This is a genomic window from Allosphingosinicella sp., assembly GCF_035626655.1.
Classification (GTDB): Bacteria; Pseudomonadota; Alphaproteobacteria; order Sphingomonadales; family Sphingomonadaceae; genus Allosphingosinicella.
Genome location: NZ_DASPNF010000022.1, coordinates 37,778 through 51,067, shown reverse-complemented (window position 1 = coordinate 51,067; position 13,290 = coordinate 37,778). Strand labels below are relative to the sequence as shown.

Below are 13,290 nucleotides of genomic sequence, written 5' to 3'. Positions count from 1 at the left end.
TATGTGGCGCAACTACGTGACGGTGGGCTTCCGGGCGCTGACCAAGAACAAGACCTACGCCTTCATCAATGTCGTCGGCCTCGCCATCGGCCTCGCCGCCTGCCTGCTGCTTCTGATCTACGTCCGCTACGAGACCGCCTACGACCGGTGGCTGCCCAATGCGGAGAATACCTACCAGTTCGAGAGCCACTATCGCTCGAAGCAGACCGGTGAGGAAAATGACTACCAGATGACGTCCTACGTCGCCGGGCAGAGGCTCGAGCGCGACTTCCCGCAGATCGAGCGCAGCGTCTACGCCTTGTCGAGCGAGCCGGTCGCGCTGCTGGGCGGCCAGGCGCTGCCGACCGAGGACGTGCTGCTCGTCGACGACCTGTTCTTCGACGTGCTCCGCTTCCCGCTCGTCCAGGGCAATCCGGCCAGCGCCCTGTCGCGGCCCGGGACGGCCGTCCTCACCCAGAGCGAGGCGCGGCGGCTGTTCGGCCGCGAGGACGTGGTCGGCCAGACCCTGACCATGGTCTCGCGCGGCATCTCCACCGACTATCTGGTCACCGGCATCGCCCGCGACCTCCCGCACAACAGCCATATCCGCTTCACCATCGTCGCGCGGATCGACATTCCGAGCTTCTTCCGGGAGACGCCGACATTCATGACCCAGTGGGGCTGGCAGTCCGGCTGGAACTACTTCTCGCTTCGCCCGGGCGCCGACCCGGCGGCGATCCAGGCGGCGATGCCGGCCTGGGAGCGGCGCAACATCGAGGACCAGATCTTCGGCAACCAGCGCACCAACCAGGGCGACGAGATGGACTGGCGGCTGGTCAACATCCGCGACGTCCACCTGGGCGTGGCCCAGCAGGGAGAGATGACGCCCGGCAACGACAGACGCACGATCTGGACCTTCACGATCATCGCCTTCCTGATCCTCGGCATGGCCTGCGTGAACTTCACCAACCTCGCCACTGCCCGCGCCAGCCAGCGCGCCCGCGAGGTGGCGCTGCGGAAGGTGCTCGGCGCGAACCGCCAGCAGCTGGTCACCCAGTTCCTCGCGGAATCGATCCTGATCGCTGGCATCGCCATGCTGCTGGCGCTCGCTCTGGTCGAGCTCCTGCTGCCCTCGCTCAACTCCTTCCTCAAGGCGTCGATGGAGATGCATTATCTCGGCGAGGGCGGGATGCTGGTGCCGATCCTGCTGCTCACCCTCCTCGTCGGGGCGGCGGGGGGCGGCTATCCGGCCTTCTACCTCTCGCGCTTCCAGCCGGCGCAGGTGCTGAAGGCCAACAAGTCGACGGCCGAGGCGCAGGGCTCGGGGCTGCTGCGCAACATCCTCGTCGTCAGCCAGTTCGCGGTCTCGATCGCGCTCATCATCTGCACCGCCATCGTCTGGGCCCAGGACCAATATGCGAGGAATCTCGACGTCGGCTTCCGGCGCGAGGGGCTGATCCAGGTCGAGAATCTCGGCCGCCGCCAGCTGCTCGAGCGCTCCGACACGATCGCCGAGCAGATCAGGCGCGTCCCCGGCGTGGTCGCGGTCGGCCGGTCCGACATCGGCGTGGGGACCGCCAACGACAACAATACCAGCGTGCAGCTCCCCGGCATGACCGAGCCGGTGAACATCGGCACCTACGGCATCGATCCGCAATTCTTCGAGACGATGGGCATCGAGCTGGTGGCCGGCCGGCTGTTCGACGAGAACCGGCCGGCCGACCGGCTCGGCCTCAGCTACCCGCCCACGCCCGAAAACCAGCGCGCCCTCGTCGCGCGCGGCGCCAATATCGTGATCAACGAGCTGGCGGCGCGCCGCCTCGGCTTCCGCAATCCCGCCGACGCGGTCGGCAAGCTGGCCCAGGTCGCCTTCGTCGATGACGAATATGGCGTGGTCCCGAGCCGGATCATCGGCGTCGTCCGGGATTCGCGCTTCCGCTCGATCCACCAGCCGATCGATCCGATCATGTTCTCCTGGACCGACGGCGGCGGCGGCACGATGCTGATCCGCTACGACGCCTCCGATCCGCAGGGCGTGATGCAGCGGGTCGAGCAGGCCTGGCGGCGGCTGGCGCCCGACGTGCCCTTCGACGGCGTGTTCAGCGAGGACAAGGTTGCCGAACTCTATGAGCGGGAGGCCGCGCAGACGAAATTGTTCGCCGGCTTCGCCTTGCTTGCCATCATCATCGCCTGCCTCGGCCTGTTCGGCCTCGCCGCCTTCACCGCCGAGCGCCGGACCAAGGAGATCGGCATCCGCAAGGTGCTGGGCGCCCGCATCCGCGACATTGTCGGCCTGCTCGCCTGGCAATTCTCGAAACCGGTGATCGTCGCCAACCTGATCGCCTGGCCGGCGGCCTGGTTCGCGATGAACCTCTGGCTGCAGCAGTTCGACACCCGCATCGCCATGGGCGTCCAGCCCTTCGTGCTGGCCGGGCTGCTCGCTCTGGTCATCGCGATCGGCACCATTGCCGGCCACGCCATCAAGGTCGCGCGGGCCAATCCGATCCTCGCGCTGCGCTACGAATAGGAGACTTGAAAAAGGTCGCAACGGAAAGACGGAAGGGGGACGAAGAATGTGGCGTAATTATCTGACCGTCGGCCTGCGCAGCCTGGCGCGGAACCGGACCTATGCGCTCATCAACATCTTCGGCCTCGCGGTCGGCATGGCCGCCTGCCTGCTGATCATCCTGTTCATCCGCTACGAGCGCAGCTTCGACAGCTGGCTCCCCGATGCCGAGCGCATCTACCAGGTGCAGCGCATCGCGACGAGCGGGACCGAGGCCGGCCGCCAGTACGGCCAGAGCTCGTTCAACGCGGCGACGGCGCTGCCGCCGCAATTTCCCGAGATCGAGGCGTCGACCGCCCTCCTCCAGGTGAGCGGGGTGGTCCGCAGGGGCGGCGAGCCGTTCGATGTCGGCGACCTCTATGCGACCGACGCCAATTTCCTGGACGTCATGCGCCTGCCCCTCGTCGCCGGCGACCCGCGGACCGCGCTCGCCGACGTCGACACCATCGTCCTCACCGAAAGCGCGGCGCGGCGGCTGTTCGGCCGCACCGACGTGCTCGGCCAGACCGTCGCCCGCATCGGCGCGAACGGCGACCGCGTGCTGCGCGTGACGGGAGTGCTGCGCGACCTGCCGCCCAACACGCACCTCAAGCTCAACGCGCTCTATCGCCCCAATCTTGCCGCCCGCACCACCGGCAACGAGGTCTTCACCGAGTGGAACTGGGTCGCCTCCTTCGTCTATGTGCGGCTGCGGCCCGGGGCCGATCCCGCCGCGATCGAGGCCCGGATGCTGCCGGCCCTGCAGAGGCTGGTCCCGGCCGGCCTGCGCGACAATTCGGCGCCTGACGGGCTCGGCTTCACCCAGCGGCTGCTCAACGTCCGCGCGATCAACACCGCGGGGATCGTTTCCGGCACGATGCGCGCGGGAACCTCCGCGAAAACCCTGCTCACCTTCGGGATCGTCGCAATCTTCCTCCTCATCGTCGCCTGCGTGAACTTCACCAATCTCGCCACCGCCCGGGCGAGCCGCCGCGCGCGCGAGGTCGGGCTTCGCAAGACACTCGGCGCGACGCGCGGCCAGCTCGTCATCCAGTTCCTGCTCGAAGCTTTGGTGCTGGTCGCCGTCGCCGGCCTGCTGGCCCTCGCCTTGGCCGAGCTGGCCCTGCCCTGGCTCAACGAGCTCGTCGACGGCCGGATCTCGATCCATTATTTCGGCCTCGACGGCATCCTGCTGCCGTTCGCCGCCGTGCTCCTGGCCGTCGCCCTGCTCGGCGGCGTCTATCCGGCCTTCTTCCTGTCGCGCTACCGCCCCGCCGTGGTGCTCAAGGCCAGCCAGAGCGGCGCGGACGCACCGGGCGCCGGCCGGCTCAGGCTCGCACTGGTCGTGATCCAGTTCGCGGTCTCGATCGCGCTGATTATCTCCACCGCGATCGTTCACGCCCAGACGCTGTTCGCGCGCTCGGCCGATCCCGGCTACCGGGTCCCCGGCCTGTTGTTCGTCCAGGCGCCCGACCTGATCGGGGACCGGACCCGGGTCGAGGCGTTCATGCACCGGCTCGCGGCCATTCCCGGGGTGAGCGCGGTGGCGCGCTCCGGGATCACGCCCAATCCGGACATCACCGCGACCACCAATTTCCGCGCGCCCGGGGCGCCCGCCAGCGTCGAGCTGGAGATCGTCCCGATCGACGGCGACACGTTCCGGACGCTCGGCATGCGGCTGCTCGCCGGCCGCGCGGTCACCCACGAGCGCGAGGCGGACGTCGGCGCGCCGCTGAACAATGCCGATCCCGAGCGGACGCGCCTGATCCGCGAGCGCGGCGTCAACGTCCTGGTCGACGAGAGCGCGGCGCGGACGCTCGGCTTCGCCGATCCGCAGGCCGCCATCGGCCGCCCGATCGGGCGCGAGGATTCGGAGAGCGGCCCGGGCTCCGGGCCCTATACGATCGTCGGCGTGGTCAACGACGCCCGCTTCGAATCGGCGCGTCGCCAGAGCCGGCCCAGGCTCTATTATGTCGCGCCGAGCGGCCATCTCGGCATCGCCGTCCGCTTCGATCCCGGCCGGGCGAGCGAGGTGATGGCCGCGGTCCAGTCGGCCTGGAAGGCGACCGTCACTACCGATCCCTTCAACGGCTTCTTCGCCGACCAGAGGATCGCCGAAATGTATGCCGGCGACGAACGGCGCGCGCGCATGTTCGCGGCGTTCGCGGCCTTCGCCGTCTTGATCTCCTGCCTCGGCCTGTTTGGTCTCGCCGCCTTCACGGCGGAGCACCGGACGAAGGAAATCGGGATCCGCAAGGTAGTGGGCGCGCGCGTGCGCGACATCGTGAGGCTGCTCGTCTGGCAGTTCACGCGCCCGGTGCTCATCGCCAATCTGATCGCCTGGCCGGTCGCCTGGTGGGCGATGCGCAACTGGCTCTCCGAATTCGAAAGCCGGGTCGACATCGGGCTCGTGCCCTTCGTCGTCGCCGGCCTGCTCGCGCTGGCCATCGCCATCGGGACGATCGCCGGACACGCCCTGAAGGTCGCGCGGACCAACCCCATTCACGCGCTGCGTTACGAATAGGAGACGAGCTATGTGGCGCAACTACCTGATTGTCGGCCTGCGCAGCCTGGCACGCAACCGGACCTATGCGTTCATCAACATCGTCGGCCTCGCCATCGGCCTCGCCGCCTGCTTCGCCCTGTTCGTCTACGTCCGCTACGAGAACAATTATGACCGCTGGCTGCCCGACAGCGAGCGCATCTTCCAGGTCCAGGCGACCTGGCACGAGGTCGGGCAGCCGGTCTCCCCCAACCAGGCCAGCCCCGCCCCGGTGCGCGACACGATCGCGTCCATCTCCCCGCAGATCGAGGCGGTCACCGTCGCCATTCCGGGCCGGACCATCGTCACCCGCAATGGCAGCCCGATCTATGTCGAGACGCTCGTCGTCGACCCGGCTTTTCTCGACATCTTCCAATTGCCCTTCGTCCGCGGCGACGCCCGCAGCGCCCTGCCCAACGTCAATTCGGTGGTGCTGACCGAGACCGAGGCGATCCGCCAGTTCGGCACGCTCGACGCGATCGGCCGCACCATCTCGGCCGGGAGCGGGGAGCAGCGCCGCGACTTCACCGTCACCGGCGTCGTCCGCGACCTGCCGCGCGCAACCCATCTGGCCTTCGGCGCCCTCGTCCGCTTCGACCCTGCCTCGCGCGGCACCGAGGCGCCGAGCTGGGGCGACATGGGCCAGCTCCACTATGTGAAGCTGCGCGATCCCGCGGCGGCGGCGCAGATCAACGCCGCCTTTCCCGCCTGGGAGCGCCGCGTGATCCCGACCCAGACGATCGACGGGCGGGTCTCGAGCCGCGCCGATATCATGGACCTGCAGCTGGTCAACGTCGCCGACGTCCATCTCGGCGTCGCGCAAGGCCTGGCGATGACGCCGGGCAATGACGCGCGCACCGTCGCAACCTTCGCGATCGTCGCCCTGCTGATCCTGATCATGGCCTGCATCAACTTCGTGAACCTCTCGACGGCGCGGGCCGGGCAGCGGGCGCGCGAGGTTTCCCTGCGCAAGGTGCTCGGCGCCTCGCGCCGGCAGCTGATCGGCCAGTTTCTCGGCGAATCCATGGTGCTCACGACGCTGGCGATGCTGATCGCGCTCGCCGGGCTGGAGCTCGGCCTGCCCTGGCTCTCCAGCCTGCTCGATGCCGATCTCGAGATCCATTATCTCGGCGCCGGCGGGCTGCTGCCGCAGATCCTCGGGCTGACGCTCGTCGTCGGCATCGCCGGCGGCCTCTATCCGGCCTTCGTCCTCTCCCGCTTCCAGCCGGCGCGCGTGCTGAAGGCGAACAAGTCGTCGGCCGAGGGCACCGGCTCCGGCCGGATGCGCGCCGGGCTGGTCGTCGTCCAGTTCGCGGTCTCGATCGGCCTGATCGTCTGCACCTGGGTGGTCTGGCGCCAGACCGAATATGTGCAGACCGTCGACATGGGTTTCGAGCGCGAGGGCCTGATCCAGGTCCGCGGCGGCTGGCGTTTCCAGGATCAGGGCAATTACGAGGCGGCCCGGCGCGCCTTCGCCGCCGTGCCCGGGATCACCGGCGTCGCCCGCACCAATCTCGGCGTCGCCGCGACCAACAAGTCGATCCAGGCGGTGAACGCGCCGGGCGCGCCGGCGGAGCTCAACATGGGCGTCTACCGGGTCGACACGGACTTCTTCCGGACGATGGGGATGCGCCTGCTCGCCGGGCGCGAGTTCGGCGAGCAGTTCGCCAACGACCGGATGCTGCGGCCGCCGCCGGCCGCGCCGGGCTCGACCGCGCCGATGCCCGACATGGGCCCGGCGCTGGCGCAGCGCGGCCTCAACGTCGTCATCAACCGCAATGCGGCCCAATTGCTCGGCTATCGCGACCCCGCCCAGGCGCTCGGCAAGACCATCAGGGTGAGCGCTGCGGGCACGGACAACATGATTCCGTCGACGATCGTCGGCGTGGTCGAGGACACGCGCATCCGCACCGCGCGCGACGAGATCGAGCCGATCGTCTTCACCTACGATCCCGAGGCGACGAGCCTGATCATGCTGCGCTACCGCTCGACCAATCCCGCGGCCGTCATGGCCGGCGCGGAAGCGGTCTGGCGCCGCTTCCAGGCCGAGGCTCCGTTCGAGGGCGCCTTCGCCGAGGACCTGCTCGCCCGCCTCTACCAGCGCGAGCATGCGCGCGGCGTCGCCTTCGCCGCTTTCTCGGGGCTCGCGGTGATCATCTCCTGCCTCGGCCTGTTCGGCCTCGCCGCCTTCACCGCGCAGCGCCGCACCAAGGAGATCGGCATCCGCAAGGTGCTCGGGGCGCGGGTCCGGCACATCGTGCAGCTGCTGACCTGGCAATTCTCCAAGCCGGTGGTGCTCGCCAACCTGATCGCCTGGCCGATTGCCTGGTGGGTGATGCGCGACTGGCTCAACACCTACGACACCCGCATCGACCTCGGCCCGGCGCCGTTCGTGGTGGCCGGCCTGCTCGCGCTGGCGATCGCGATCGGCACCGTGGCGGGCCACGCGATCCGCGTCGCCCGCGCCAATCCGATCATCGCGCTCAGATACGAATGAAGAGGGAGGAGTATATGCGTTTCAGGGCTCATTGGCTGCTTCCGCTCGCGGCGCTGCTGCCCGCGGCCTCGGCACCGGCCGCCGTCCAGGACGGACCGGCCGGCTTCCGCTCGATCGAGCTTCGCGGCGGCGGCACGGTGACGGTGCGCTACGGCGCGACCCGCACCGTCACCGTTCGCAGCGGCGACCCGGCCTCGCGCCCGATCCGGGACGAGGGCGACCGGCTGGTGATCGACCGCTGCCAGCCGCGCTGCAGTCACCGCCAGCCGTTCGAGGTCGAGATCATCACGCCCGAGCTTGCCGGCCTCGCCGTCAGCGACGGCGGTCGCATCCGCGTGCTGGGCGACTTCCCGGCCCAGCCCGCGGTCGCGGCCTCGGTCAGCAGCGGCGGCATGATCGACATGCGGGCGCTGGAGGCGGGGCGGCTCTCGGCCGCGGTCGCCCATGGCGGCCTGATCTACGCCCGCCCGCGCGACACTCTGGCGGCATCGATCTCGAACGGCGGCCTGATCACCTATTGGGGCGAGGCCGCCTCGGTCAGCTCGACGGTCCGTCACGGCGGCGCCGTGGTCAGGGGCAAGGCGGCCGACCTCCGGCGGCCGGTCGAGGCCTTCGACCCGACCCTGCAGACCCCGCATGCGCCGCCCGCCGTTCCGGCGGTCCCGGCGCTGCGCACGCGCGTGACACCCTAGCCGAAGGGGAGAAGGACGATGTGGCGCAATTACCTGACCGTCGGCCTGCGCAGCCTGGCGCACAACCGCACCTATGCCTTCATCAACGTCTTCGGGCTGACGATCGGCCTCGCGGCCTGCATCATCGTCCTTCTCTATGTCCGCTACGAGACGAACTACGACAGCAGGCTGCCCGACGCAGAGCGGACCTACCAGCTCCAGCAATGGGTGAGTCCCGGCGCCCAGACGCTCTATCCGGGCGGCACCCAGATGACCTCCTATATTTCCGGCCAGCGCCTGCGCGACTTTCCGCAGGTCGAGCAGGTCGTCTATCTCGGCCGCCAGCAGCCGGTGATCCTGCAGGACGGGCAGGGCACGGTCAGCGAGAATTTCGTGTTCGCCGACGGCCCCCTGTTCGACGTGGTGCGCCTGCCCTTCCTGCGCGGGGCGCGCGAGACGGCGCTGAGGGCGCCGGGCACGATGGTGCTCACCCGGACGGAGGCGCTGCGCCGGTTCGGCACGCTCGACGTCGTCGGGCGCACCCTTGGCATCGTCACCAGCGGCGGGACCACCGACTATCAGATCACCGGCGTCGTCGAGGATCCGCCGCGCGACAGCCACCTCGCTCTGTCGGTGGTCGCGCGGGTCGACTTTCCGACCCTGTTCGGCAGCGCCCAGTCGCCCTTCCTCACCCAGTGGATGCCGAAGAACGGCTGGGTCTATGCGCGGCTCAGGCCCGGCGCGGATGTCGGCGAGATTGCGCGGCAGATGCCGGCCTGGGAGCGGCGCAACATCCCGGACCAGGTCCAGGGCGGCCAGCGCAGCAATCCCGGCACCAACATCGACTGGCGGCTGGTCAACGTGCGCGACATCCATCTCGGCAAGGCCGGGGACGGGATGCGCCCGATCAACGACCGCGGCACGATCACCGCGCTCGGCATCGTCGGCGCGCTGCTGCTCGCGCTCGCCGTCGTCAATTTCGTCAACCTCGCCACTGCCCGCGCCAGCAAGCGCGCCCGCGAAGTGGCGCTCCGCAAGGTGCTCGGCGCCTCGCGCAAGCAGCTCATCGCCCAGTTCCTCGGCGAATCCATGCTGGTGACGGCGCTTGCCACCGTGCTCGCCCTCGCCCTCGTCGAATTGCTGCTGCCCGCGGTGAACAGCTTCGTCGAGACCGACATGAGCCTGCATTATCTCGGCGAGGGCGGGCTGCTGCTGCCGATCGTCGGCCTCGTCCTCCTCGTCGGCGGGGCCGGCGGTCTCTACCCGGCCTTCGTCCTCTCCCACTTCCGCCCCGCGTCGGTGCTCAAGGCGAACCAGTCCTCCGCCGAGGCGGCCGGCACCGGGCGGCTGCGCAACGCGCTCGTCATCGGGCAGTTCGCGGTCTCGATCGGGCTCATCATCTGCACCAGCGTCATCTACGCCCAGACCGCCTTCGCCAGGACCGTCGACCCCGGCTATCGTCGCGACGGCATCCTGCAGATCGGCAATATGTACCGCTCCGCCATGCAGCCGCTCAGGGAGCGGATGCTGCGCGAGATCGCCGCGCTCGAGGGCGTCACCTCGGTCGGGCAGTCGACGATCGGCGTCGCGACCTGGGGCATGAACAATATCGTGGTGACCGCCCCCGGCGCGGCCGAGGGCGTCCAGCTCGAGCTGCACCGCGTCGATACCGGCTTCTTCCGGACGCTGGGCATCCCGATCATCGCCGGGCGCGGCTTCACCGAGCACCAGGCGCTGGACGACAGCACCGTCACCGGCGACGACGATGAAGCGGTCGCGGCGATGGCGAGGCGCGGCTACAATGTCGTGCTCAACGCCAGCGCGGCGCGGGAGCTCGGCTTCCGCAATCCCGCCGATGCGGTCGGCCGCACCCTGCAGGCCGATGACGGCGACGTCGAGACCGTCGGCCGGACTCCGGCGACCGTGATCGGCATCGTCGGCGACAGCCGCTTCCGCTCGATCCGCGACGCCGTGGCGCCGACCATCTTCCTCTACGACCGCGTGCAGCCCGCCTGGCTGCTCGTCCGCTATTCCGGCAATCCGGCCGAGGTGCGCGCACGGGTCGAGCAGGTGTGGAAACGGATTGCGCCGCAGGTGCCGTTCGAGGCGGAGTTCAGCGACGACATCGTCCGCCAGCTCTACAATGGCGAGGAGACGCGCGGCATCGTCTTCGCCGTCTTCGCCCTTCTGGCGGTAATGATCGCCTGTCTCGGCCTGTTCGGCCTCGCCGCCTTCGCCGCGGAGCGCCGGACGCGCGAGATCGGCATCCGCAAGGTGTTCGGAGCGACGGTGCGCGACATCGTCAAATTGCTCGCCTGGCAATTCTCCAAGCCGGTGGTGGTCGCCAATCTGATCGCCTGGCCGGTCGCCTGGTGGGTGATGCGCGACTGGCTGAACGGCTTCGACGCGCGGATCGCGCTCGGGCCCGAGCCCTTCGTGCTCGCCGGCCTGGTCGCGCTCGTCATCGCGGTCGCGACCGTTGCCGGCCACGCCATCCGCGTTGCCCGCGCCAACCCGATCATCGCGCTCAGATACGAATAGGGGAGCAGAACCATGTGGCGGAACTATCTGACGGCGGGCCTGCGGGCCTTCGCGCGCAACCGGACCTATGCATTGATCAACGTGCTCGGCCTCGCGCTCGGCTTCGCCGCCTGCCTGATGATCCTGCTCTACGTCCGCTACGAGCTCAGCTATGACGACTGGGTTCCGAACGCCGAGAATATCTACCAGGTGCAGACCGATTATGCGCCGCAGCAGAATGGCGACGATCCCAATCTGCAAATGTCCTCCTACGTCTCCGGCCTGGCGCTCGCGCGCGATTTCCCGCAGGTCGAGCGCCGGGTCTATCTGCTGCCCAACACGGCCACCGTGATCCGTGGCGGCCAGGCCTTCGCGGTGCCCGAGGCGGCGATGGTCGACGGCCCCTTTTTCGACGTCTTCGCCTTCCCGCTCGTCCATGGCGACCCGCGCACCGCGCTCGCCCAGCCGGGCATGGTGGTGCTCTCGGAGAGCGAGGCGCTCCGCCTGTTCGGCCCGGGCAACCCGGTCGGCCAGACGCTGACCGTGACGGTCAACGGCAGCAACGTCGATCACCGCGTCGGCGGGGTGATGCGCGATCTGCCGCGCAACTCGCACATGCGCCTGCGCATGCTGACCCGCTTCGATCCGGCCAGCTATTTCGGCGCCACGTCCGACTTCTTCACCGACTGGGGCTGGCAGGCAGGCTGGGTCTATGTCGCGCTCCGCCCGGGAAGCACGGCCGGGGAGATCCACCGGCAGATGCCGGCCTGGGAGGCGCGCAACATCCCCGCCGGCAGCGCCGACAGCGATTTCCGGGCCCAGCAGGATTATCGCCTCGTCGCCCTGCGCGACGTTCATCTGGGCGACGCGCAGGACGGCGCCGCAGTGCGCGGCAACGACCGCACCACGATCGCGACCTTCGCGATCGTCGCCTTTCTGGTGCTCGCCACCGCCTGCTTCAACTTCATCAACCTCTCCACCGCCTCGGCCAGCCGCCGCGCGCGGGAAGTCTCGCTCCGCAAGGTGCTCGGCGCCCGCCGCCAGCAGCTCGTCGTCCAGTTCCTCGGCGAATCCCTGCTCGTCGCGACCGTCGCCATGCTGATCGCGCTGGCCGCGGTCGAGCTGCTGCTCGCCCCTTATGCGGCCTTCCTCGATGCCGACCTGTCGATCACCTATCTCGGCAGCGGCGGCCTGCTTCTCCCGATCATCGGGCTGGTCCTGCTGATCGGCCTGGCCGGCGGGCTCTACCCGGCTTTCTATCTCTCGCGCTTCAAGCCCGGACTGGTGCTGAAGGCCAACCGCTCGTCCGCCGAGACGCCGGGGACGGGCCGGATCCGCACCCTGCTCGTCGTCGCCCAATTCTCGGTCTCGATCGGGCTCATCATCTGCACCGCGATCATCTACGCGCAGACCGTCTACGCGCGCACCGCCGATCCCGGCTATCGCAGCGCCGGCCTCATCCAGATCGCCAATATGAGCGACGCGCGGGTCGCTCGGGTCGCCGAGGCGCTCATGCAGGAGGTTCGCCGGATCGAGGGCGTCGACGGGGTGGCGCGCTCCAATGTCGGCGTCGGCACGACCGGCAACGTCACCCAGCGCGTCCAGGTCCCGGGGCTCGCCCAGTCGGTCGAGATCAGCATCGTGCCCGTTGGCCCCAATTTCTTCCAGACGATGGAGATCGAGCCGCTCGCGGGGCGCCTGTTCGAGGAGAACCGCGCCGCCGACGACGCCACCCGCGCCTCCCCCCGCGACGAGGCGGCGGACCGCGCCCTGGCGGCGCGCGGCATCAACATCCTGATCAACGCGCGCGCTGCCACCGCGCTCGGCTTCCGCTCGCCCCGCGCGGCCATCGGCCAACAGGTGCGGGCCGAGCTGCTCGGCGAGGATGTCGGCCCGGTGCCGCTGACCATCATCGGCGTGGTCGAGGACAGCCGCTTCCGCTCGGTCCGCGACCCCATCCGCGCCACGCTGTTCCGGCAGACCCGCGGCGCGCTCGACTGGCTGATCGTCCGCCATTCGGGCGCCGACGCGCCGGCCGTGCAGCAGGCCATCGAGACGGTCTGGAAGCGGCTCGTGCCCGACGTCCCGTTCGAGGCGCGGACCAGCGAGGCGATCATCGCCGATCTCTACGCCGCGGAACGGGCCAGGGCGCAGACCTTCGCCGCCTTCGCGCTGCTGGCGGTGCTGATCGCCTGCATGGGGCTGTTCGGCCTCGCCGCCTTCACCGCCGAGCGCCGGACCAAGGAGATCGGGATCAGGAAGGTGTTCGGGGCGAGCGTCCTCGACATCATCCGCCTGCTCGCCTGGCAATTCTCGAAGCCGGTGGTGCTCGCCAACCTGATCGCCTGGCCGGTCGCCTGGTGGGCGATGCGCGACTGGCTGGACACCTTCGACACCCGCATCGACCTCGGCCCGGGGCCGTTCGTCCTCGCCGGCCTGATCGCGCTCGCGATCGCGATCGGCACCGTCGCGGGCCACGCGATCCGGGTCGCGCGGGCCAATCCGATCATCGCGCTCAGATATGAATAAGGGAGCA

The 13,290-nt window shown here is 69.4% G+C and carries 6 protein-coding genes; all 6 read left to right on the top strand.

Annotated features, from left to right (window positions below):
• Position 1 precedes the first annotated feature (1 nt).
• The 6 genes from VEC11_RS17015 to VEC11_RS16990 are packed head-to-tail and all read left to right on the top strand — an operon-like array spanning position 2 to position 13,283.
• On the top strand, positions 2–2,506 hold the full coding sequence (locus VEC11_RS17015; RefSeq protein ID WP_464134840.1) for an ABC transporter permease: 2,505 nt from the start codon (positions 2–4) through the stop codon (positions 2,504–2,506).
• Positions 2,507–2,552: 46 nt separating this feature from the next.
• Positions 2,553–5,048, top strand: coding sequence for an ABC transporter permease (locus VEC11_RS17010; RefSeq protein ID WP_464134836.1), 2,496 nt, complete (start codon positions 2,553–2,555; stop codon positions 5,046–5,048).
• 10 nt (positions 5,049–5,058) lie between these two features.
• Positions 5,059–7,563, top strand: a complete 2,505-nt coding sequence (locus VEC11_RS17005) for an ABC transporter permease (protein WP_464134832.1) — start codon at positions 5,059–5,061, stop codon at positions 7,561–7,563.
• A 14-nt stretch (positions 7,564–7,577) separates the two neighbouring features.
• On the top strand, positions 7,578–8,255 hold the full coding sequence (locus VEC11_RS17000) for a GIN domain-containing protein (protein WP_464134826.1): 678 nt from the start codon (positions 7,578–7,580) through the stop codon (positions 8,253–8,255).
• Between the two features lie 18 nt (positions 8,256–8,273).
• Positions 8,274–10,775: an ABC transporter permease gene (locus tag VEC11_RS16995; RefSeq protein ID WP_464134821.1), complete on the top strand. Its 2,502-nt coding sequence runs from the start codon at positions 8,274–8,276 to the stop codon at positions 10,773–10,775.
• Between the two features lie 12 nt (positions 10,776–10,787).
• Entirely contained in the window at positions 10,788–13,283 is a 2,496-nt protein-coding gene (locus tag VEC11_RS16990) for an ABC transporter permease (RefSeq protein WP_464134817.1), read from the top strand.
• Positions 13,284–13,290: the final 7 nt, after the last annotated feature.